The following is a 21,602-nucleotide window of genomic DNA, read 5'->3' as shown; positions in this document are numbered from 1 at the left end:
TTCCGCCGCTCCTCGTCCCCGTCCCCGACGCCTCAGACCCGGACCTCCCGGTCGCGCAGGCCCCGGGGGTCGATCACCTCGCGGATCAGCCGCAGTTCCCCGGGGCTCGGCTCCCGCGTGTACGGGACCCCGTCCGCGACCGCCAGCTCGAACCCGGTCGCCGCGCGGACCTGCCCGACCGTGACGCCCGGGTGCAGCGACACCAGCCGCATCGAGCGGTCCGGGCCGGCGAAGTCGAACACCCCGAGGTCGCTGACCACCCGGGGCAGCCGGTGGAAGCGGGTCACCCCGGCCGCCTCCGCCCGGTCGTGGCCCACCCCGCACACCATGTCGACGCGCTCGACGAACACCCGGGGGGAGTGCCTCGGGATCCAGTAGCTCACCGGGTTGTTCAGGGTGTTCACGGGCGCGCCGCGCACCCCGAGGAGCTGGCGGGAGGGCCGCTCCCAGTCGCCGATGCAGGAAATGTTCTGGTTGCCGTACCGGTCGATCTGGCTGGCGCCCATCATCACGTGCCGCCGTCCGCCGGTGACCATCGTCAGGTGGCGGCGGTACGGCAGCCAGCCCTCGGCCGTACCGTCCAGGCCGACCAGCATGGCCTCGCCGTCGGTGAGCAGCAGGTCGGGGGCGAAGGTGCGCTTGGCGAGCCGGGCGCCGAAGGAGGGGATCAGCCCCATCGGGCTGGCCAGTACCTCGCCGTCGTCCCGCCAGGCCTCGGCGCAGGCGATGACGCAGTACTCCGGTCGGGTGGCGGTCGCGGCGGTCACTGCTGCTCCTCGTGCCAGGTCCGGACGGCGGTCCGGTAGTCGTGCTCGCTCGCACCGGCCAGGAAGCGGGCGGCGAACTCGGGCCAGGGGGTGGCCGCGTACAGCTTCTGGAAGGCCTCGTCGCGGTCGTAGTCCGGCACGCAGGAGGTGAAGTGCGCGCCGTTCGGGGCCTCGACGACCCCGGTGACGGAGTGCCGGCTGACGAGGAGGGACTGCGGCGGCCCCGCCTTGGCCAGCTCCGCGCTCTCCACGAGCTGCTCGCAGGAGACGTACGCGGTGTCGGCGGCCTCGCAGAAGAGGTCGTCGAAGTAGGGGTCCGGGCCCAGGTACTGGGCGTTGCCGAGCCGGTCGGCGCGGTTGAGGTGGACCAGGGCCGCGTCCATGCGCAGGGCGGGGACGGCGACGAACTCCTCGCCGTCGGCGTACGGGGAGGTGACGGTCCGCAGTTCGGGGTTGACCCGCATCACGTCGGAGCCGAGGCCGGCCCGCACGGGCATGAACGGGAGCCGGTTCGCGGCGGCGTGCAGCCCCCACATGATCATGGCCTCGTCGTACTCGGTGAGGGCGAGGGCCCCGTGCTCGCGGGCGGCCCGGAAGTTCGGCTCCAGGGCGATGGAGTCGAGGGTGGCGAAGGGGGCCACCAGTCTGCGGATCCGGCCGGCGGCGGCCAGCAGCCCGACATCGGGGCCCCCGTACGAGATCACGGTGAGATCGGTGACCTCCGAGCGGAGCAGTGCCCGCACCAGGGCCATCGGCTTGCGCCGGGAGCCCCAGCCGCCGATGCCGAGGGTCATCCCGCTGCGCAGCTGCCCGACGACCTCTTCGAGGGTCATGCTCTTGTCCGTCATGCGGTGTCTCCCCATTCCTTCCCGGGGGCGGAGCCCTTCCCGAACGTGTCGCGGACCCGGTCGGCGACCCCGCTGAGGTTGGCCTCGAAGGTGAAGCCCTGCTCGAAGCGGTAGCTGCGGCGCACGTCCACCGGGTCGATGCCGTTGATGGCGGCCTTGGCCAGGCGGATCAGGTAGCCGTCCTTCTTCGCGATCTCGGCCGCCAGCTCCAGGGCGGCGTCCCGCAGCCGCTCGGGCGGCACCACCTTCCAGACGGAGCCGTGCGCGTGCAGTTCGGCGGCGGTGACGGTGCGCGAGGTGTAGTACAGGGCCCGCATCAGGTGCTGCGGGACGAGCCGGGCCAGGTGGGTGGCGGCCCCGAGGGCGCCCCGGTCGAGCTCGGGCAGGCCGAAGACGGCGTCCTCCGCCGCCACGATCGCGTCGGCGTTGCCGACGAGGCCGATGCCGCCGCCCAGACAGAAGCCGTTCACGGCGGCGACCACCGGCACCTCGCACTCGTACACGGCGGCGAAGGCCTCGTAGCAGCCGCGGTTGGCGCCGACGAGGGCGCCGTGTCCCGTGTCGCGCTGCATCTCCTTGATGTCGACCCCGGCGTTGAAGCCCCTGCCCTCGGCAGCCAGGACCACGCAGCGCACCGCGGGGTCGCGGCCCGCCGCGCGCAGGGCGTCGGCGAGGTCGTACCAGCCCTGGACCGGGAGTGCGTTGACGGGCGGGAAGTCGGCCGTGACGAGTGCGATGCCCTTGACGGGGCCGGAGGTGGAGACACCCATGAGCGGATCAGCTACCTTTCCACCAAACATTTGTTAGGCGAGGAAGGTAGCAGTCGATGGAGCTCAAGGGGAGGGTCGTGGTCGTCACCGGCGGAACCCGGGGCGTGGGCGCCGGGATCGCGCGCTCGTTCCTCACGGCCGGGGCGGAGGTCGTCGTGTGCGCCCGGCGGGAGCCGCGGGAGCCGGTCGCGGCGGACGGGCGGCAGGCCGCCTTCACCGCCGTGGACCTGCGCGACGGGGCCGCCGTACGGGAGTTCTTCGACGCGGTCGCCGACCGGTACGGACGGCTCGACTGCCTGGTCAACAACGCGGGCGGCACCCCGTACCGGCTGCTGGACGAGGGCGGCGGCGAGGGCGGGGCCGAGCGGCACGCGCGGGTCGTCGAGCTCAATCTGGTGGCCCCGATGACGGCCTCGCTCGCCGCCTACCCGTGGCTGCGCGAGAGCCGGGGCTCGGTCGTCATGATCGGCAGCGTCAGCGGGACCCGCCCCTCGCCCGGTACGGCCGCCTACGGCGCGGCCAAGGCGGGCCTGGAGAGCCTGGCCCGCTCGATGGCGGTGGAATGGGCGCCCCGGGTACGGGTTAACTCGCTGGTCCTGGGCATGGTGCGGACCGAGCTGGCGCACCTGCACTACGGGGACGAGGCGGGCATCGCAGCGGTCGGCGCCACCGTGCCGCTGGGCCGGCTGGCCGAACCCTCCGACGTGGGGGAGGCGGCGGTGTTCCTGGCCTCGGACCGGGCGGCGTACGTGAGCGGCGCGAGCCTGCTGGTGCACGGGGGCGGGGAGCGCCCGGCGTTCCTGGACGCGGCGACGGTCAACAAGGCGACGGTCGGGGAGGCGAGCTGAGATGGGTATCGCGCAGGGACGCGTGGTGATCGTGACGGGCGCGGGACGGGGACTGGGCCGGGCCCACGCCCTGGCCTTCGCGGCGGAGGGCGCGCGGGTGGTCGTCAACGACCTCGGCGTGGACGTCGACGGGCGGCCCGGGCCCGACAGCCCGGCGACGCTGGTCACGGAGGAGATCCGGGCGCTGGGCGGGCAGGCGGTGGCGCACGGCGGGGACATCGCGTCGGAGGGGGGCGCGGCCTCGCTGGTGGACTGCGCCGTCTCCTCCTTCGGCGGGCTGGACACCCTGGTCAACAACGCCGGGTTCCTGCGGGACCGGATGCTCGTCAACCTGGGGGAGGCCGACTGGGACGCGGTGATGCGGGTGCACCTGAAGGGACACTTCCTGCCGCTGCGGTCGGCGGCCGCGTGGTGGCGGGCCGAGGCGAAGGCCGGGCGGCAGCGGGCCGCCCGGGTGGTCAACACCTCTTCGGGCGCGGGGCTGCTGGGCTCCGTCGGCCAGGGCAACTACAGCGCGGCCAAGGCGGGCGTCCTCGGCCTGACCCTGGTGGCGGCGGCCGAGATGGCCCGGTACGGGGTCCAGGTCAACGCCATCGCCCCGGCGGCGCGGACCCGGATGACCGAGGAGACCTTCGCCGAGTCGATGGCGGCGCCGGGGGAAGGCGCCTTCGACGCGATGGCCCCGGAGAACGTGTCCCCGCTGGTGGTGTGGCTCGGCTCGGACGCCTCGGCGGGGGTCACGGGGCGGGTGTTCGAGGCGGAGGGCGGCCGGATCACGGTGATGGAGGGCTGGCGCCCGGGCCCCACCACCGACCGCGGCGCCCGCTGGACCCCGTCGGAGGCGGGCGAGGCGGCGGCGAAACTCCTGGCGGCATCGCAGCCACCGCTCCCGGTGTACGGAGCCCGGTAGGCCGTAGCACCGGCCCGGGGCGCCTGGTGGAGGGCCTGTCGGGGCGGCACCGGGAGTCGCGCCGACCGGCCCGCGCCGCGGCCGGGCGTCGACGCTCCCGTGAGGAAACGCACGCGCGGCCCGAGCCGGGGGAGGGCCTCCGACGACGGGGCTCGGCCTTCCGGCGTCCGGGGGCAGCGCCGGGCGGGCGGCTGGGGAGGGCTCCTGGCCACGGGGCCCGGGCTAGGTCGTCTCTTTCGGGTCTTGCCGGTCAAGCCCGCGGAGTCTGGTGCGGTGCCTCGCAGGGCGGAGCCACAGCACGCGTACTGGACGTACTCGGCTGTGCCGACAACGCGGCGAGGTGCCGTGCCAGGCGTCGCGGGTCTGGGGGTACCTCCCAGCGGTAGCTGGGGGAGCAAGATCCGGAAGAGACGGCCTACGGGGCCCGGGCTCCCGGCGCCGAGTGGCCCGCGCCGCGACCGGGCGTCGACGCTCCCGGCCCCGGGGGTCCCGGGCCCGCCGGGCCCCAGGGGCAGCGTGGCCCTGTGCGGGCCGGCGGTGGGAGGGGCCGGCCCCGCGGGGCCTGGTCCCGTCTGTCCGGACGTCCGCCTCGGCGGTTGCCGGGGCCGGCCCCGCCAGGGTCCCGTCCGTGCGGCCTCGGGCGGCCTTGCCGGGCGCGGTCCGCCTCGCCGTCCGTCTGAGCCCGTCGCGAGGTTCGGCTCCGCGGGGGTCTGACCGCATCCGGCCCCGGTCAACCGGCTCCGGATGGTCCGGCCCGTGTGGTCCAGCCCTGCGCGGGTTCGGACCTGTCCGGGGGCTAAGGGGTGGGCCGGTCCCGTCCGGCCCCCGGCGCGGCCTGACGGGGCGTCGTGGTGTGGTCCGGCCGTGCGGGGGTCCGCCTCGCCCCCGGCTCTTCGCCCGTTCCCCGAGCTGCGAGCGGCCCTCCTAAGCGACTTTCAGGCGCGGGCGCGGGTGACCGTACGGGTTCGGGGTGGAGCTTTGGGTTTGGGGAGCCGGAACGCGCGCGGCGCGGCCCGCGCCCGGGTGCGCCCCGCGCGGTGGGCCGGTCGGGGCCCGGGCGGGTGGTGTATCGAAAGGGCCATCATGCGGGGCCGTGGCGGAGCGGCCCGTTCGCAGGCGCGCTGATGGGCGGGCCCGGGCACGGGCCGGGCCGGGCCCGTTCCGGCCAGGAAAGGGGCGCGGTGCGGGCGACGGCGGCCTTGGCCGTATCCCGTCCTCCCCGCCCGGCGTCGGCGTGATGGCATGTGCACGCCGAATCCGGCAGACGTTCCCGTCCCCCTGAAAGGGAGAACCGAACATGCCGCTCCGCAGAATGGCCGTCGGTGCCGCCGTCGCGGTGGTGTCGGCCGTGGCCCTGCCCGCCCAGGCCCAGGCCGGCCCGTCCTACGTCCCGCCGCCCGGCCGCGTCACCGTCGACGTCGTCGGCGTCAACGGCTCGGGCTGCCCCCAGGGCACCGCCAACGTCGCCGCAGCCTCCGACAACACGGCCTTCACCGTCACCTACAGCAACTACCTCGCGCAGACCGGAGGCGGCTCCGGCGGCACCGAGTTCCGCAAGAACTGCCAGCTGGCCCTGCGGATCCACGTCCCCCAGGGGTACACGTACGCCATCGCCCGCGCCGACTACCGCGGCTTCGCCCACCTCCAGCGCGGGGCCTACGGGCAGCAGCGCGCCAACTACTACTTCCAGGGCGAGCCCCAGACGGCCCGCACCACCCACCAGTTCAACGGCCCCCTCACCGACAACTGGCAGGCCGGCGACCGGACCGAGTACGCCGACCTGGTCTGGGCCCCCTGCGGCGAGGAACGCAACCTCAACGTCAACACCGAACTGCGGGTCTACGCGGGCACGTCGAGCCCGCAGGCGCTGAGCTTCATGAGCATGGACTCGACGGACGGCAGCGTCAGCACCGTCTACCACTTCGAGTGGAAGGAATGCCCCGCCAGCTGACGCCAGCGCCAGAGACCGATCCGGAGGTCAGGAGTGACAACGATGTCTCAGCCCCTGTCCCGCACCCGCACCCGCGTCCTGCTCACCGGCGCCGCGGCCGCCGCCCTGGTCACCGCGTCCACTCCCGCCGTGGCCGGTGGCCCGATCACCGCCCCGCCCGACAAGATCGTGATCGAGCTCGCCACCGTCAACGGCTCCGGCTGCCGCGAAGGCACCGCCCAGGTCGCCGTCGCCCCCGACAACACGGCCTTCACCGTCACCTACAGCGACTACATGGCGCAGGTCGGCCCGGGCGCCCCGCCGACCGCCTTCCGCAGGAACTGCCAGCTCAATCTCCGCGTCCACGTCCCGTCCGGTTTCACCTACGCCATCGTGCAGGCCGACTACCGCGGATTCGCGTTCCTCCAGCCCGGCGCCTGGGGCCAGGAGAGGGCGAGCTACTACTTCCAGGGCATGCCGCAGACGTCCCAGCGGACCCACCAGTTCACCGGCCCCCTCAACGACAACTGGCAGACGAGCGACAAGACCGAATACGCCGACCTCGTCTGGGCCCCGTGCGGTGAAAAGCGGAACTTCAACATCAACACCGAACTGCGCGTGAACGCCGGCACCTCCAACCCGCAGACCTCCACGAGCTTCATGGCCATGGACTCCACCGACGCCAGTGTCAGCACCCTCTACCACCTCGCCTGGCAGGTCTGCCCCGGCGGCGGCCCGAAGGTCTGAGCGCGAAAAGGCCGCGGGCCCGGCCCCCTGGCGAGGGGTCGGGCCCGCGGCCTCACTCGTGCGTTGCCATATGACTACCCGCTACGTCGGCGCGTTGAACCGCGGCCGGCCCACCATGTTGTCCGCCGGCCGCTGCGCCGACCGGTGCGGCCGGTCGGGTCGCCCCGGTCAGGACAGCTTGCCGCCGTAGTCCGGCAGCTTGACGGTGCGTTCGGCGTGGCCGCCGACGAGGTCGCTCTCGTTGTTCCCGATGTTGGCGATGATCGTGTAGCCGCGCGCCTCGATCTCGGCGCGCTTGGCCGTCTTGTAGGCGCTGACCTGCTCGAACAGTGCCGGCAGGTCCCGTACGTACAGCCCGTCGACCGGGTAGCCGACGGCCTTCAGGTTGTGCTCGGTCAGGGAGTACACGATCCCGGGCCGGGCGGTGACGAAGAAGATCGCCACGCCCCGGTCGTCCGCGTACCGGGTCAGCGCGCGCACCTTCTCGATGGCGGGCGTGGGGAAGGTCCAGAACCAGTGGAAGTCCGTCTCCAGCGAGGAGTTGTCGATGTCGAGGACGATCGCGGGCTTCTCGCCGGCCGGGGAGGCGGCGATGCGCTGCTCGATGGCGGGGCGCGCGGCGTCGATGACGGCGGCCACGTCGCGCTGCCAGGTGGCGTAGTCGATGCCGAGGATCGCCGCGTTGCCGCCGGGTGCGGAGGCGGTGACCGCGGCCGGGGCGGCAGCGGGGGCCGCCCCGGCCGCGGTGGCCGGCAGCAGCGTCATCACGGCGGCGGCTACGGCCACGCCGGCGGCGGCGGTACGGGACATGGGGGTGCGGCGGGTGCTGCGCATGGGGGGCGCTCCTCGGTCACGGCTTGACATGTACTGACCAGAGTTGGCCAGAACCGAACCCCTGTCTACTGGCCGGTAGGAAACTTTTCGTGGCCGCCCGATGAATGGTGTTCCGTCCCCCCGGGCGGCGGGCCGGAACTTGTCCGAAAAGGCGGTCTTGATGGCGCCGTCCCGCCGGTTGTGTCATGGACGCGTCATTCACCCGATGGCACGCACAGCCCAACCCCCCACGAAAGGCAGTGTGTTGACCGTGACCACCCTTGGCCGGATCGTCAAGCGCGCCCTCGCCGTCGGCGCCGTCACCCTCGCCGCCGTCAGCCTCCAGCCCGCCGGCGCCAACGCCTCACCCGCCCCCGTCGTCGGCGGAACCCGCGCCGCCCAGGGGGAGTTCCCCTTCATGGTGCGCCTCTCCATGGGCTGCGGCGGGTCCCTCTACACCCAGCAGATCGTCCTCACCGCCGCCCACTGCGTCAGCGGCTCCGGCAACAACACCTCCATCACCGCCACCGCCGGCGTCGTCGACCTCAACAGCTCCAGCGCGATCAAGGTCAGGTCCACCAAGGTGCTCCAGGCCCCCGGCTACAACGGCAAGGGCAAGGACTGGGCCCTGATCAAGCTCGCCCAGCCCATCAACCTGGCCACCCTCAAGATCGCCGACACCAAGGCCTACGACAACGGCACCTTCACCGTCGCCGGCTGGGGCGCCGCACGCGAAGGCGGCAGCCAGCAGCGCTACCTCCTGAAGGCCCAGGTCCCCTTCGTCTCCGACGCCTCCTGCCAGAGCGCCTACGGCAACGACCTCGTCCCCAGCGAAGAGATCTGCGCCGGCTACGCCCAGGGCGGCGTCGACACCTGCCAGGGCGACTCCGGCGGCCCCATGTTCCGCCGCGACAGCAGCAACGCCTGGATCCAGGTCGGCATCGTCAGCTGGGGCGAGGGCTGCGCCCGGGCCGGCTACCCGGGCGTGTACACCGAGGTGTCCACCTTCGCCGCCGACATCAAGGCCGCGGCGGCCACCCTGTAGTCCGGCCCCTCCACTCGTCCTTCCGGCCGGACGGAACCGGCCGGAAGGACGAGCGCGACACCCGGACACCACCACGTGACCGGCCCCGGCACCGGTACCGTCACCGGCCCCGGAGCCCCGGCCGATACCGCCGGCCCGCCCCGATGGCGGCTCGCCCGCCCCCGCCCGGCCGCCGCCGTGGGCCCCCGGCCGCACCCCCGCGTCTCACGGACCGACTGACAGAGGTGACGGCGACGCCCGCCACGTATTCTCGGGAACCATGAACAACAGCGACATCGACGAGATCGACGAGAACGTCACCGCCGAACTGTCCCGCCTGCGCGACAGCATCGACAACATCGACGCGGCCGTGGTCCACATGCTCGCCGAGCGCTTCAAGTGCACCCAGCAGGTCGGCCACCTCAAGGCCAAGCACCAGCTGCCCCCGGCCGACCCGGGCCGCGAGGCCAGCCAGATCGCCCGCCTGCGCCAGCTCGCCGAGAACGCCAAACTCGACCCGGCCTTCGCCGAGAAGCTCCTCAACTTCATCATCGCCGAGGTCATCCGCCACCACGAGACCATCGCCGCGGGCGAGGAGTAACACCCACCGGGGCCGACAGCCGGGCCGACCCCCGGCCCGGCCGACCCCCCGGCCCCGGCGGATGCCCGGCCGATACCCGGCCCCCGGCCGCCCCCCCCGGCCCCGCCTGCCCTGGGAGCCGCCGCGGCCATCCGGCAGCATGGCCCCCATGACCGCACTGACGCGCAACGAAGCGCAGCTCCGAGCCCAGCTCCTCGACGTCCACCACTACGTCGTCGGCCTCGACCTCACCACCGGCGACGAGACCTTCGAATCCGCCACCGTCATCCGGTTCACCGCCCGCACCGCCGCGGACACCTTCGTCGAGCTCAAGCCGGACGCACTGCACTCCGCCACCCTCGACGGAACCCCCCTCGACCCCGCCACCCTCACCGGCAACCGCCTCCCCCTCACCGGCCTGACCCCCGGCCCCCACGAGCTGCGCATCGACGCCCGCATGCGCTACTCCCGCACCGGCGAGGGACTCCACCGCTTCACCGACCCCGCCGACGGGGAGACGTACGTCTACTCCCAGATGTTCCTGGACGACGTCCAGCGCGTCTTCCCCGCCTTCGACCAGCCCGACCTGAAGGCCGTCTTCGAGTTCACCGTCGCCGCCCCCACCCACTGGACCGTCCTCGCCAACAGCGTCACCACCCGCGTCACCGACCGCCCCGCCACCGGCGACACCGCCGCCGCCGGCCTCTGGCAGTCCGTCACCACCCCCCGCATCCCCACCTACCTCGCCGCCGTCGCAGCGGGCCCCTGGCACAGCGTCACCACCACCCACGCCGGACTGCCCTTCGGCATCCACTGCCGCCAGTCCCTCGCCCCCCACCTCGACGCCGACGCCGACGAGATCCTCTCCGTCACCACCGCCTGCTTCGACCGCTACCACGAGAAGTTCGCCGAGCCCTACCCCTTCGACTCCTACGACCAGGCCTTCGTCCCCGAATTCAACGCCGGCGCCATGGAGAACCCCGGGCTCGTCACCTTCCGCGACGAATTCGTCTTCCGCTCCGCCGTCACCGACACCGAACGCCAGCGCCGCGCCATGGTCATCGCCCACGAAATGGCCCACATGTGGTTCGGCGACCTCGTCACCCTCGCCTGGTTCGACGACATCTGGCTCAACGAATCCTTCGCCGAATACATGGGCTACCAGACCCTCACCGAAGCCACCCGCTTCACCGGCACCTGGACCGAATTCGGCATGGAACGCAAGCCCTGGGGCTACGCCGCCGACCAACGCCCCTCCACCCACCCCGTCGCCCCCGGCCCCGACGACGTCCCCGACACCGCCTCCGCCCTCCTCAACTTCGACGGCATCTCCTACGCCAAGGGCGCCTCCGCCCTGCGCCAGCTCGTCGCCTGGCTCGGCGAAAAGGACTTCCTCGCCGGCATCAACACCCACTTCACCCGCCACAAATTCGCCAACGCCTCCCTCGCCGACTTCGTGGACTCCCTCGCGGCCCACACCGACCGCGACGTCCACACCTGGGCCGACACCTGGCTGCGCACCACCGGCATCGACACCCTCACCCCCCGCATCGAGGAGAGCACCGGCGGCTGGACCCTCACCGTCGACCGCCACGGCAGCCGCCCCCACCGCATCACCGCCGGCACCTACGACCACACCGCCGACGGCACCCTCGAACGCACCGAACTCCTCGACCTCGACGTCCCCACCGACGAGATCCTCTCCGCCGCCGGCCCCCGCCCCGCCCTCCTCGTCCTCAACGACGGCGACCTCGGCTACGCGAAGATCCGCCTCGACGACACCTCCCTCGAAACCGCCCTGCGCAACCTCTCCCGCATCCCCGACCCCCTCACCCGCGCCGTCGTCTGGGGCTCCCTGCGCGACATGGTCCGCGACGGCGAACTCGAACCCGCCGCCTACCTCGCCACCGCCGAAGCCCACCTCCCCGACGAAGCCGACCTCGCCGTCGTCCAGGGCGTCCTCGCCTTCGCCCGCCACCACATCGCCGACGCCTACACCACCCCCGACCAGCGCACCGCCGCCCTCACCACCCTCACCGGCATCGCCCACGCCCTCCTGCGCCGCACCGAGGACGGCACCGACCCCGGCCTGCGCCTCGCCGCCGTACGCGCCCTCATCGACAGCGCCACCCAGCCCGGCACCCTCACCGCCTGGCTCACCGACGGCACCGTCACCGGCGGCCCCGAACTCGACCCCGAACTGCGCTGGCGCATCCTCGCCCGCCTCTGCGTACTCGGCGCCGCCGACGCCACCGCCATCGACGCCGCCCTCGCCGCCGACCCCAGCGCCACCGGCCGGCAGGGCGCCGCCCGCTGCCACGCCTCCCTGCCCACCCCCGAAGCCAAGGCCGCCGCCTGGCAGCGCCTCTTCCACGACGACACCCTGTCCAACTACCTCTTCACCGCCACCGCCCACGGCTTCTGGCAACCCGAACAGGCCGGCCTCGTACGCGACTACGTACCCCGCTACTACCCCGACGCCGTCGCCCTCGCCGCCCGCCGCGGCCCCGCCATCGCGGAAGCCGCCGGCCGCTGGGCCTTCCCCGCCCACGCCGTCGACCGGGCCAACCTCCAGGCCGGCCATACCTGCCTCCAGGACCCCGAGATCATCCCGATGCTGCGCCGCGCCCTCACCGACCAGCTCGACGACCTCGCCCGCGCCCTGCGGGTCCGCGGCGCCTGACCCCGCCCCGACCCCTCCCGTCGGGCGGCCACCGCACCGCGCCGCCGCCCGACGGGCCCGCCCGCGTACCCTTTGTCCCGTGCCGTCCTCCCCCCTCCACCGCGTCGCCGTCCTCGTGCTCGAGGGCGCCAAACCCCTCGACGTCGGCATCCCCGCACAGGTCTTCACGACCCGCGCGAGCATGCCGTACGAGGTACGCGTCTGCGGAGCGGCACCCGGACTCGTCACCGGCGGCGACGGACTCTCGTACTACGTCACCCACGGCCTCGACGCACTCGCCTGGGCCGACATCGTCTTCGTCCCCGGCTACCGCTTCCCCGACCGCGACGACCCGCCCCGCCCCGTCCTCGACGCCCTCACAGCCGCCCACCACCGCGGCGCACGGCTCGCCGCCATCTCCACCGGCGCCTTCGCCCTCGCCGCCACCGGCCTCCTCGACGGCAAGCGGGCCACCACCCACTGGCACTACGCCCGCGCCCTCGCCGCCAAACACCCCCTCGTCCACGTCGACGAGAACGTCCTCTTCGTCGACGAGGGCAGCGTCCTCACCTCCGCCGGCGCCGCCTCCGGCATCGACCTGTGCCTGCACGTCCTGCGCCGCGACCTCGGCATCGCCGCCTCCAACCACGCCGCCCGCCGCCTGGTCGCCGCCCCCTACCGCAGCGGCGGTCAGGCCCAGTACGTCCCGCGCAGCGTCCCCGAACCGCTCGGCGAACGCTTCGCCGCCACCCGCGAATGGGCCCTGCACCGCCTCGGCGAACCCCTCACCCTCGAAGCCCTCGCCCAGCACGCCGCCGTATCCCCCCGGACCTTCTCCCGCCGCTTCGTCGAGGACACCGGCTACACCCCCATGCAATGGGTCATGCGCGCCCGCATCGACCTCGCACGCGAACTCCTCGAACGCTCCGAACGCGGCGTCGAGCAGATCGCCGCCGACGTCGGCCTCGGCACCGGTGCCAACCTGCGCCTGCACTTCCAGCGCATCCTCGACACCACCCCCACCGAATACCGCCGCACCTTCACCCACGGCACCTGACCGGCCCCCGCGAAAGGGACGGAGGCCCGATGGCGGGATCCTTTCGAACCGTGGCGATCACGCCCCTGTCACCGCCGGACGCGGAAGGCGAACCTGATGGCGCGAACAGAAGGGACAGCTCACATGACTCGCATCGCCATCAACGGATTCGGCCGCATCGGACGCAACGTGCTGCGCGCGCTCCTCGAACGCGACAGCGACCTCGAGATCGTCGCGGTGAACGACCTCACCGAGCCCGCCACCCTCGCCCGGCTGCTCGCCTACGACACCACCTCCGGCCGCCTCGGCCGCCCGGTCAGCGTCGACGGCAACGTCCTCGTCGTGGACGGCCACCGCATCACCGTCCTCGCCGAACGGGAACCGGCACAGCTGCCCTGGGCCGACCTCGGCATCGACATCGTCCTCGAGGCCACCGGCCGCTTCACCTCCGCCGAGGCCGCCCGCGCCCACATCAAGGCCGGCGCCCGCAAGGTCCTCGTCAGCGCCCCCTCCGACGGCGCCGACGTCACCCTCGCCTACGGGGTCAACACCGACGCCTACGACCCGGCCGCGCACACGATCGTCTCGAACGCCTCCTGCACGACCAACGCCCTCGCGCCGCTGGCCGCCGTACTGGACCAGCTCGCCGGCATCGAGCACGGCTTCATGACCACGGTGCACGCCTACACCCAGGAGCAGAACCTCCAGGACGGCCCCCACCGCGACCCGCGCCGCGCCCGCGCCGCCGGCGTCAACATCGTGCCCACCTCGACGGGCGCCGCGAAGGCCATCGGCCTCGTCCTGCCGAACCTCGACGGCAAGCTGTCGGGCGACTCGATCCGCGTACCGGTACCCGTGGGCTCGATCGTCGAACTCAACACCACCGTCGCCCGCGACGTCACCCGCGAGCAGGTCCTCGAGGCCTACCGGACCGCGGCCGAGGGCCCGCTGGCCGGCGTGCTCGAGTACTCGGACGACCCGCTGGTGTCCTCCGACATCACGGGCAACCCCGCCTCCTCGATCTTCGACTCCGAGCTCACCCGCGTCGAGGGCCGCCACATCAAGGTCGTCGCCTGGTACGACAACGAGTGGGGCTTCTCCAACCGCGTGATCGACACCCTCACCCTGCTCGCCACGAGCTGACCCGCCCGCCCCCTCAGGGGCTTCGTACCGAGCGCCGCAGTTGGTTCTGACCTGGCAACTGCGGCGCTCACCCATGCCCGGGCCCGCCCCGGGGAACGACGCGCCGACGGGCAGGACACGGCCCCGCACAGCGGCACGCGGCGAACGGCCACGAACGCCGGACACGCCACGGCAACGACGGTCAGCCCGCCGCGACGCCCGGCAGGCGCCCGCCGCGACGCCCGGCAGGCCGCCGGCATGACGCCCGGCAGGCCGCCGGCATGACGGGCAGCCACCGGCAGCCCCCCCCCGCATCGCCGGCAGGCCGCCGGCGACGACCGGCCCCCAACCGGTTACCCCATTCGGGTCTCCATCGTTGTACCGGCAGGGTGTTCCGCCCACCCCCGGCCCCCGCGCAGCGGATCCGCCGGTCCGCCCGCCCCGGAGGCCCCATGACCGAGCCCGCGCCCGCACCCGCGCCCCCGCTCGCCGGCGGAGCCCACGGCGCCGACGCCCTCCGGCCCCTCCTCGACACCGTCCTCACCGCCCTGCGCACCGGCGCCGACGAACGCAAGGGCCCCCTCCCCGCCGGCGGCCCCGCCACCATCACCGCCCGCGTCCACGCCGCCCTCGGCGACACCGGCCTCCTCCCCGCGCACGGCACCGGCGACCACGAAGCCCTCGCCACCCTCGTCCACACCCTCGCCGCGGGCGCCGCCGACCCCGCCCACCCCCTCTGCGCCGCCCACCTGCACTGCCCCCCGCTCGCCGTCGCGGCCGCCGCCGACCTCGCCGTCAGCGCCCTCAACCCCTCACTGGACTCCTGGGACCAAGCCCCCGCCGCCTCCGCCATCGAAGCCCTCCTCACCCGCACCCTCGCCGCCGAGTTCTACGACACCCCCCACGCCGACGCCGTCCTCACCACCGGCGGCACCGAAGCCAACCAACTGGCCCTCCTCCTCGCCCGCGAACGCCACGGCCCCGGCCTCGCCGTCCTCCACGGAGCCAACGCCCACCACTCCGTCCCCCGCGCCGCCTGGCTCCTCGGCCTCCCCCCCACCACCACCCTCCCCACCCCCACCGGCACCCTCGACCCCGCCACCCTCGACGCCGCCCTCATCCGCACCCCCCGCCCCGCCCTCGTCACCGCCACCGCGGGCACCACCGACGCCGGACTCATCGACCCCCTCGACGCCCTCGCCGACGTCTGCGCACGCCACCACGCCGAACTCCACGTCGACGCCGCCTACGGCGGAGCCCTCGCCTTCAGCCCCCGCCACCGCGCCAAGCTGACCGGCCTGCGCCGCGCCCGCTCCGTCACCCTCGACCTGCACAAACTCGGCTGGCAACCCGTCGCCGCCGGTTTCCTCGCCGTCCCCGACACCACCCATCTGGCACCCCTCGCCCACCAGGCCGACTACCTCAACGCCACCGACGACACCGAAGCCGGCCTCCCCGACCTCCTCGGCCGCTCCCTGCGCACCACCCGCCGCCCCGACGCCTTCAAGATCGCCGCCACCCTCCGCTCACTCGGCCGCGACGGCCTCGCCCGGCTCATCGACCGCACCTGCGCCACAGCCCACCGGCTCGCCGACCTCCTCGACGCACACCCCGGCTTCGAACTCCACGCGCGCCCCACCCTCACCACGGTCCTCTTCCGGCCCACCCCCACGGACGACGACCAGCTCCCCGCCCTGCGCCGCACCCTCCTCCACGACGGCACCGCCGTCCTCGGCCGCGCCACCGCCGACGGCCGCCTGTGGCTCAAGGCGACCCTGCTCAACCCCCACACCACCCCGCGGGACCTGGACACCCTCGTCGCCCTCCTGGAAGGCAGCACCCACCGATGACCGCCCAGCTCGATGCACCCCACGACCTCGTCGGAATCGGCATCGGCCCCTTCAACCTGTCCCTCGCCGCCCTCGCCCACGGCCTACCCCAACGCGGCGCGGACCCGCTCGCCACCGTCTTCTACGACCAGCGCCGCGACTTCCGCTGGCACCCCGGACTCCTCCTCGACGGAGCCACCCTCCAAGTCCCCTTCCTCGCCGACCTCGTCACCCTCGCCGACCCCACCAGCCCCTGGACTTTCCTCAACTACCTCAAGCACAAGGAACGGCTCTTCCCCTTCTACTTCGCCGAGCAGTTCCACATCCAGCGCGCCGAATACGACGCCTACTGCCGCTGGGTGGCCGGCCGCCTCCCCGGACTCCACTTCGGCCACCAGGTCGACGCCGTCCGCTGGAACCCCGAACGCGACCTCTTCGAAGTCGACTACACCCAGCTCGACGCCGACGGAGAAGCCGAAGCCCTCGGCCGCACCCACACCCGCAACCTCGTCCTCGGCATCGGCACCGCCCCCTACGTCCCCGAACCCCTGCGCCCCCTCGCCGACGCCCCCACCGTCCCCGTCATCCACTCCGCCGACTACCTCGACAACCGCCGGCGCATCCTCGGCGCCGAACACGTCACCGTCATCGGATCCGGCCAGTCAGGAGCCGAAGTCTTCCTCGACCTCCTCCGCGCCCGCCCCGCCGGCCGCGAACGCCTCACCTGGCTCGCCCGCACCCCCTCCTTCGCCCCCATGGAGTACTCCAAGCTCGGCCTCGAACACTTCACCCCCGACTACACCCGCTACTTCCACGACCTCCCCGAACCCGTCCGCGACCGGCTCGTCCCCGCCCAATGGCAACTCCACAAGGGCATCGACGCCGCCACCATCGCCGCCATCCACGAAGAGCTCTACCGCCGCACCCTCCACGGCGGCTGGCCCGACACCGTCCTCACCCCCGGAGTCACCGTCCGCACCGCCGGCCGCGTCGCCGCCACCAAGGTCGAACTCCACCTCGAACACACCCAGCAAGGCACCCGCTCCCGCCTCACCACCGACGCCGTCGTCCTCGCCACCGGCTACAAGGAACGCTCCCTCACCAGCCTCTTCGCCGGCCTCGACCCCTACATGCGCAAGGACTCCTCCGGCCGCCCCCGCATCGACGACCGCTACCGCATGGTCCTCGACCCCTCCGTCAGCGGCAGCGTCTTCGTCCAGAACGGCGAACGCCACACCCACGGCGTCGGCACCCCCGACCTCGGCCTCGCCGCCTGGCGCAGCGCCGCCATCCTCAACACCCTCACCGGCAAAGAGCCCTACCCCCAACCCCACCGCACCGCCTTCACCACCTTCGGCCTCGAACAGCGCACCCCCGCCCGCCCCCGGGTGGAACTCCGCCCCCTCGTCGAGCACCCCTGACGCGAACGGCCGGGACCCGCCACAGCAGGACCCGGCCACACACCGCACGAGACGACCAGAACGCCTAGAACACCGGCACGCCCGCCCGCGTCAGCCGCCAGTCCACCGAAGCGAACCCCGCCGGATCCACCGTGCCCTTCGCCTTCACCCACTGGATGATCGTGTTGCGGATCTCGTCCGAGTCCGCCCACAACTGCTTCGCCTGCGCCACGTGCGGGAACGCCCCACCACCCGAAGCCCGGTAATTGTTCACCGCGAACACGAACCGCGCCGCCGGATCCACCGGCTTCCCCTCGAACGACAACCCCGTGATCCGCGAACCCGCCGGCTGCGCGATGTCGATGTCGTACGTCAGCCCGTACACCGCGTCGTAGTTGTAGTCCGGGATGCCCTCCGCGTTCGTCAGCTTCGCCGGGTCCACCGCACCACCCGCGGCCGTCCGCACGAAGTACCGCGCCGAGTACTCCAGGTAGTCCTTCAGCTGCGCACCCGTGAGCAGCCGCGCCTCCAGCGTGTTCTCGAACGGGTACAGCCCCGCCGCGTCCCTGATCGTCACCTGGCCGGCCGGTATCGCCGCCGTCCGCGAGAAACAGGAGGCCTGCGACAGCACCGGCAGGGAGCCCCACTCCGAACCGGCCAGGGCCCCCTTCACCGTCTCCGCCTGCACATGGTTGATCAGATCGATGATCGGCACGTCCTTCACCGGTCCCTCGGCCGACGCCATCGCCTGCGTCGACGTCCCGATCACCTGGTTGACGTACGCCACCACCTTGCGGTGCTCGTCCGACAGCAACCCCGTGATCTTCGGGTCCTCGGCGGCCGTGTTCGAGTTCAGCACCCTCGCCGACACCTTCGCCACCGACCAGCGGCCACGCTCCCACGCCAGCTCGAAGTCGAACAGCGTCAGCCGCTGCCCCCACTTCAGCGGCTCCGACAGCACCACGTCCTTGCCGGTCGCCTTGTTCCGCACCCGGTACTCCGGGATCTCCGTGTGCGCGTGCCCCACCAGGATCGCGTCGATCCCCGGCACCTGCTCCGCCACCAGACCCGCCGCGTTCTCCACGTACGGCAGCTGGTCACCGTACGAAGACGTACCGCTCGACCCCGAATGCGCCGACACGATCACCACGTCCGCACCCATCGACCGCAGCCGCGGCACGTACTTCGCCGCCTGCTCCTCCAGCCCCGGGAACGTCATCTTCCCCTGCACGTTCGCCTTGTCCCAGATCGCGATGCCCGGATTCGTCAGCCCCAGCACCGCCACCTTCACGTCCCGCCCGTGCGGGGTCCGCAGCCGGTGCATGCTGTACGGCGGGAACGCCGGCCGCAGCGTCTTCGCGTCCAGCGCGTTCGCCCCCAGCAGCGGGAAATCACACTGCTCCTCGAACTTGCGCAGCACCGGAATGCCGTAGTTGAACTCGTGGTTCCCCAGCGCCGCCGCGTCGTACCCGATCGCGTTCATCGCCTGCGCCATCGGATGCACCGGACCCCGCCGCGCGGTGATCGGATCCACCTTCGCGTAGTAGTACGACAGCTGCGTCCCCTGGATGGTGTCACCCGCGTCGATCAGCAGCGTATTGCCACGCCCCTTCTCCGCGCGGACCTGCTCCACCAGCGTCGAGATCTTCGCCAGACCGACGTCGTTGTGCGCCTTGTCGTCGAACTCCTTGTCCGTGAAGTAGTCCCAGTTGAAGACGTTCCCGTGCAGATCGGTCGTACCCATCACGGTGAACGCATACGTCTTCGCCCCCTTCGACGGCACGGCCGCGGCAGCGGCCGGAGAGCTCGTGGCCCCCGCCATCGCCACAGCGGCACCCGTCGCGGCCGAAGCCCCCATGAAAGTCCTACGGTCAAACGCCATGGCCATCTCCCCTTGTGAGGCGTATATCGAGGCGTGAACAACGCGCGTAGATTCTGACCCACGAGTAACAAGCCGCAACACCCCCCACAGGTTGCGATCCGATGACCACACCAGAACGGACCCGGATGCAACAGTGAAGCCATGACCCAGGAACCCACCCGCACCACGCACCAGCCCTACGGAACCCCCGAAGTCCCCCGCGTCGCCGTCCGCGGCGAAGCCCACCTCGAAGTCGACCCCGAAATCGCCCGCATCGGCATCACCGTCAGCGCCCGCGGCACCGACCGCCGCACCGCCCTCGAAGACCTCACCCGCCGCAACAACGCCGTCCTCGAACTCGTCAAAAGCTACGGCGAACCCGTCGAAAAACTCGAAACCGGCGCCTTCTCCATCACCCCCGAACTCACCCGCCACGGCCGTGGCGAACGCGTCCGCGCCTACCACGGCCGCGTCCACATCACCGCCGAACTCAACGACTTCACCACCCTCGGCGAACTCACCACCCGCCTCGCCGACCTCGAACTCACCCGGATCGACGGCCCCTGGTGGGCCCTGCGCCCCACCTCACCCGCCCACGGCGAAGCCCGCCGCCAAGCCGTACTCGAAGCCGTCCAACGCGCCCGCGAATACGCCCACGCCCTCGGCGCCGACCTCGCCTCCCTCGTCGAACTCGCCGACCTCGGAGCCGAAGACGCCACCCCCTACCCCCCGGGCGGCAGCGGAATGCGCACCATGGCCTTCGCCGCCCCCGCCGACGACGCCGGCGCCCCGCCCCTCGACCTCGAACCGCAGCGCCAGACCGTCCACGCCCAGGTCAACGCCCGCTTCACCATGACCCCGCCGCGGCTCTGAGAACACCCCGTGGGGGTGCTCATCAGAGCGCCCCCACGCACATTCAATAAATGTCAACAAGCCTTCTCCCAAAGCTCGTTGACGAGACACCAGCACCACATTTCCTACCCCCCGGTAGGGCATACCCTCGACCCATGCGCCGAGCGAAAATCGTATGTACCCTGGGCCCCGCCACCGACTCATACGACCAGATCAAAGCCCTGGTCGAAGCCGGAATGGACATCGCCCGACTCAACCTCAGCCACGGCACCTACGCCGAACACGAGGAGCGCTACCAACGCGTACGCAAGGCCTCCGACGAAACCGGCCGCAGCGTCGGCATCCTCGCCGACCTACAAGGCCCGAAGATCCGCCTCGGCCGCTTCCACGAAGGCCCCGTACTCCTTGAACGCGGCGACGAATTCACCATCACCACCGAACAGCACCCGGGCGACCGCCACACCTGCGGCACCACCTACAGCGGCCTCGCCCAAGACGTCACCACCGGCGAACGCATCCTCGTCGACGACGGACGCGTCACCCTCGAAGTCACCGCCGTCGACGGCCCCCGCGTCCACACCCGCGTCATCGAAGGCGGCATGGTCTCCGACCACAAGGGCCTCAACCTCCCCGGCGTCGCCGTCTCCGTCCCCGCCCTCTCCGACAAGGACATCGAAGACCTCCGCTGGGCCCTGCGCACCGGCGCCGACGTCATCGCCCTCTCCTTCGTCCGCACCGGCCGCGACATCGACGACGTCCACCGCATCATGGACGAAGAAGGCCGACGCCTCCCCGTCATCGCCAAAATCGAAAAGCCCCAAGCCGTCGAGAACATCGACGACATCGTCGCCGCCTTCGACGGCATCATGGTCGCCCGCGGCGACCTCGGCGTCGAAATGCCCCTCGAGCAGGTCCCCATCGTCCAAAAGCGAGCCATCAAGCTCGCCAAGCGCAACGCCAAACCCGTCATCGTCGCCACGCAAATGCTCGACTCGATGATCGACAACAGCCGCCCCACCCGCGCCGAAGCCTCCGACGTCGCCAACGCCGTCATCGACGGCACCGACGCCGTCATGCTCTCCGGCGAAACCAGCGTCGGCAAATACCCCGTCGAAACCGTCCGCACCATGGCCCGCATCGTCGAAGCCGCCGAAGAGGACATCCTCGCCAAGGGACTCCCACCCCTCACCGACCGCAACAAGCCCCGCACCCAAGGCGGAGCCGTCGCCCGCGCGGCCGCCGAAATGGGGGACTTCCTCGAGGCCAAATTCCTCGTCGCCTTCACCCAGAGCGGCGACACCGTCCGCCGCCTCTCCCGCTACCGCAGCCCGATCCCCCTCCTCGCCTTCACCCCCGACCCCGCCACCCGCTCACAACTCAACCTCACCTGGGGCGTCGAAACCTTCCTCGGCCCCCACGTCGACTCCACCGACGCCATGGTCGCCCAGGTCGAAGAAGAACTCCTGCGCATCGGACGCTGCGTCCCCGGAGACATCGTCGTCATCACCGCCGGCTCACCCCCCGGAGTCAGCGGCAAGACCAACCTCGTCCGCATCCACCACATCGGCGACCCCGTCCGCTGACACCCCGGAAACACCGCCGG

The 21,602-nt window shown here is 72.3% G+C and carries 18 protein-coding genes; 13 read left to right on the top strand and 5 right to left on the bottom strand.

Going from position 1 to position 21,602, the window contains the following annotated elements:
- Positions 1 to 32: 32 nt before the first annotated feature.
- Genes ACFY7H_RS09050 through ACFY7H_RS09040 form a run of 3 tightly spaced genes read right to left on the bottom strand, consistent with a single transcriptional unit; the run spans position 33 to position 2,385 of the window.
- Entirely contained in the window at positions 33 to 767 is a 735-nt protein-coding gene (locus tag ACFY7H_RS09050; protein ID WP_388935262.1) for a CoA-transferase subunit beta, read from the bottom strand.
- The gene (locus tag ACFY7H_RS09045; protein ID WP_388935259.1) at positions 764 to 1,615 is read right to left on the bottom strand and encodes a CoA transferase subunit A; all 852 of its coding nucleotides are present in this window, start codon (positions 1,613 to 1,615) and stop codon (positions 764 to 766) included. Before ACFY7H_RS09045 ends, ACFY7H_RS09050 begins: the two co-directional genes overlap by 4 nt.
- A complete protein-coding gene (locus ACFY7H_RS09040; RefSeq protein ID WP_388935256.1) occupies positions 1,612 to 2,385 on the bottom strand; it encodes an enoyl-CoA hydratase family protein in 774 nt (257 codons plus the stop codon). Before ACFY7H_RS09040 ends, ACFY7H_RS09045 begins: the two co-directional genes overlap by 4 nt.
- 56 nt (positions 2,386 to 2,441) lie before the next feature.
- On the opposite strand from ACFY7H_RS09040, the gene ACFY7H_RS09035 reads away from it, so the two are divergent.
- From ACFY7H_RS09035 to ACFY7H_RS09020, 4 genes are all read left to right on the top strand, one after another.
- Positions 2,442 to 3,233, top strand: coding sequence for an SDR family oxidoreductase (locus ACFY7H_RS09035; protein WP_388935254.1), 792 nt, complete (start codon positions 2,442 to 2,444; stop codon positions 3,231 to 3,233).
- Between the two features lies 1 nt (position 3,234).
- A complete protein-coding gene (locus ACFY7H_RS09030; RefSeq protein WP_388935252.1) occupies positions 3,235 to 4,143 on the top strand; it encodes an SDR family oxidoreductase in 909 nt (302 codons plus the stop codon).
- 1,297 nt (positions 4,144 to 5,440) lie between these two features.
- On the top strand, positions 5,441 to 6,094 hold the full coding sequence (locus tag ACFY7H_RS09025; protein WP_388935250.1) for a DUF4360 domain-containing protein: 654 nt from the start codon (positions 5,441 to 5,443) through the stop codon (positions 6,092 to 6,094).
- 42 nt (positions 6,095 to 6,136) lie between these two features.
- Positions 6,137 to 6,820 (top strand): DUF4360 domain-containing protein, encoded by a 684-nt coding sequence (locus tag ACFY7H_RS09020; RefSeq protein ID WP_388935247.1) that lies wholly within the window; start codon positions 6,137 to 6,139, stop codon positions 6,818 to 6,820.
- Positions 6,821 to 6,988: 168 nt separating this feature from the next.
- Here the strand turns inward: ACFY7H_RS09020 and ACFY7H_RS09015 are convergent, their stop codons facing one another.
- Positions 6,989 to 7,654, bottom strand: a complete 666-nt coding sequence (locus ACFY7H_RS09015) for an HAD family acid phosphatase (RefSeq protein ID WP_388935245.1) — start codon at positions 7,652 to 7,654, stop codon at positions 6,989 to 6,991.
- A gap of 205 nt (positions 7,655 to 7,859) precedes the next feature.
- Here ACFY7H_RS09015 and ACFY7H_RS09010 point away from each other — a divergent pair, with 205 nt between their 5' ends.
- The 7 genes from ACFY7H_RS09010 to ACFY7H_RS08980 all read left to right on the top strand — a co-directional run bounded on the left by ACFY7H_RS09010 (position 7,860) and on the right by ACFY7H_RS08980 (position 17,307).
- Positions 7,860 to 8,678, top strand: coding sequence for a serine protease (locus tag ACFY7H_RS09010; protein WP_388935243.1), 819 nt, complete (start codon positions 7,860 to 7,862; stop codon positions 8,676 to 8,678).
- Positions 8,679 to 8,937: 259 nt separating this feature from the next.
- Positions 8,938 to 9,258, top strand: a complete 321-nt coding sequence (locus tag ACFY7H_RS09005; RefSeq protein ID WP_125605821.1) for a chorismate mutase — start codon at positions 8,938 to 8,940, stop codon at positions 9,256 to 9,258.
- 139 nt (positions 9,259 to 9,397) lie between these two features.
- Positions 9,398 to 11,920 (top strand): aminopeptidase N, encoded by a 2,523-nt coding sequence (pepN, locus tag ACFY7H_RS09000; RefSeq protein WP_388935240.1) that lies wholly within the window; start codon positions 9,398 to 9,400, stop codon positions 11,918 to 11,920.
- Between the two features lie 79 nt (positions 11,921 to 11,999).
- Positions 12,000 to 12,956 (top strand): GlxA family transcriptional regulator, encoded by a 957-nt coding sequence (locus tag ACFY7H_RS08995; RefSeq protein WP_388935237.1) that lies wholly within the window; start codon positions 12,000 to 12,002, stop codon positions 12,954 to 12,956.
- Positions 12,957 to 13,079: 123 nt separating this feature from the next.
- Positions 13,080 to 14,078 carry a type I glyceraldehyde-3-phosphate dehydrogenase gene (gene gap / locus ACFY7H_RS08990; protein WP_388935235.1) on the top strand — a complete coding sequence of 333 codons (999 nt, stop codon included), beginning with the start codon at positions 13,080 to 13,082 and terminating at the stop codon, positions 14,076 to 14,078.
- Positions 14,079 to 14,509: 431 nt separating this feature from the next.
- On the top strand, positions 14,510 to 15,907 hold the full coding sequence (locus ACFY7H_RS08985) for a pyridoxal phosphate-dependent decarboxylase family protein (protein ID WP_388935233.1): 1,398 nt from the start codon (positions 14,510 to 14,512) through the stop codon (positions 15,905 to 15,907).
- On the top strand, positions 15,904 to 17,307 hold the full coding sequence (locus ACFY7H_RS08980; protein WP_388935231.1) for a lysine N(6)-hydroxylase/L-ornithine N(5)-oxygenase family protein: 1,404 nt from the start codon (positions 15,904 to 15,906) through the stop codon (positions 17,305 to 17,307). The genes ACFY7H_RS08985 and ACFY7H_RS08980 overlap by 4 nt, the downstream gene beginning before the upstream one ends.
- Positions 17,308 to 17,371: 64 nt before the next feature.
- Here the strand turns inward: ACFY7H_RS08980 and ACFY7H_RS08975 are convergent, their stop codons facing one another.
- A complete protein-coding gene (locus ACFY7H_RS08975; protein ID WP_388935229.1) occupies positions 17,372 to 19,168 on the bottom strand; it encodes a bifunctional metallophosphatase/5'-nucleotidase in 1,797 nt (598 codons plus the stop codon).
- A 141-nt stretch (positions 19,169 to 19,309) separates the two neighbouring features.
- On the opposite strand from ACFY7H_RS08975, the gene ACFY7H_RS08970 reads away from it, so the two are divergent.
- Positions 19,310 to 20,020: an SIMPL domain-containing protein gene (locus ACFY7H_RS08970; RefSeq protein WP_388935227.1), complete on the top strand. Its 711-nt coding sequence runs from the start codon at positions 19,310 to 19,312 to the stop codon at positions 20,018 to 20,020.
- Positions 20,021 to 20,154: 134 nt separating this feature from the next.
- Entirely contained in the window at positions 20,155 to 21,582 is a 1,428-nt protein-coding gene (pyk, locus tag ACFY7H_RS08965) for a pyruvate kinase (protein WP_388935224.1), read from the top strand.
- Positions 21,583 to 21,602 lie beyond the last annotated feature (20 nt).

It is taken from the genome of Streptomyces sp. NPDC012794, assembly GCF_042901085.1.
GTDB lineage: Bacteria > Actinomycetota > Actinomycetes > Streptomycetales > Streptomycetaceae > Streptomyces.
This window is presented reverse-complemented; position numbering and strand designations above follow the sequence as displayed.

Excerpts from the sequence above, each read along its gene's own strand:
- gap (WP_388935235.1), top strand. The coding sequence starts at position 13,080 with ATGACTCGCATCGCCATCAACGGATTCGGCCGCATCGGACGCAACGTG.
- ACFY7H_RS08970 (WP_388935227.1), top strand. The coding sequence starts at position 19,310 with ATGACCCAGGAACCCACCCGCACCACGCACCAGCCCTACGGAACCCCC.
- ACFY7H_RS09015 (WP_388935245.1), bottom strand. The coding sequence starts at position 7,654 with ATGCGCAGCACCCGCCGCACCCCCATGTCCCGTACCGCCGCCGCCGGC.
- ACFY7H_RS09035 (WP_388935254.1), top strand. The coding sequence starts at position 2,442 with ATGGAGCTCAAGGGGAGGGTCGTGGTCGTCACCGGCGGAACCCGGGGC.
- ACFY7H_RS09040 (WP_388935256.1), bottom strand. The coding sequence starts at position 2,385 with ATGGGTGTCTCCACCTCCGGCCCCGTCAAGGGCATCGCACTCGTCACG.
- pepN (WP_388935240.1), top strand. The coding sequence starts at position 9,398 with ATGGCCCCCATGACCGCACTGACGCGCAACGAAGCGCAGCTCCGAGCC.
- ACFY7H_RS09005 (WP_125605821.1), top strand. The coding sequence starts at position 8,938 with ATGAACAACAGCGACATCGACGAGATCGACGAGAACGTCACCGCCGAA.
- ACFY7H_RS08985 (WP_388935233.1), top strand. The coding sequence starts at position 14,510 with ATGACCGAGCCCGCGCCCGCACCCGCGCCCCCGCTCGCCGGCGGAGCC.
- ACFY7H_RS09010 (WP_388935243.1), top strand. The coding sequence starts at position 7,860 with ATGGCACGCACAGCCCAACCCCCCACGAAAGGCAGTGTGTTGACCGTG.
- pyk (WP_388935224.1), top strand. The coding sequence starts at position 20,155 with ATGCGCCGAGCGAAAATCGTATGTACCCTGGGCCCCGCCACCGACTCA.
- ACFY7H_RS09030 (WP_388935252.1), top strand. The coding sequence starts at position 3,235 with ATGGGTATCGCGCAGGGACGCGTGGTGATCGTGACGGGCGCGGGACGG.
- ACFY7H_RS09025 (WP_388935250.1), top strand. The coding sequence starts at position 5,441 with ATGCCGCTCCGCAGAATGGCCGTCGGTGCCGCCGTCGCGGTGGTGTCG.
- ACFY7H_RS08975 (WP_388935229.1), bottom strand. The coding sequence starts at position 19,168 with ATGGCGTTTGACCGTAGGACTTTCATGGGGGCTTCGGCCGCGACGGGT.
- ACFY7H_RS09020 (WP_388935247.1), top strand. The coding sequence starts at position 6,137 with ATGTCTCAGCCCCTGTCCCGCACCCGCACCCGCGTCCTGCTCACCGGC.
- ACFY7H_RS08980 (WP_388935231.1), top strand. The coding sequence starts at position 15,904 with ATGACCGCCCAGCTCGATGCACCCCACGACCTCGTCGGAATCGGCATC.
- ACFY7H_RS09045 (WP_388935259.1), bottom strand. The coding sequence starts at position 1,615 with ATGACGGACAAGAGCATGACCCTCGAAGAGGTCGTCGGGCAGCTGCGC.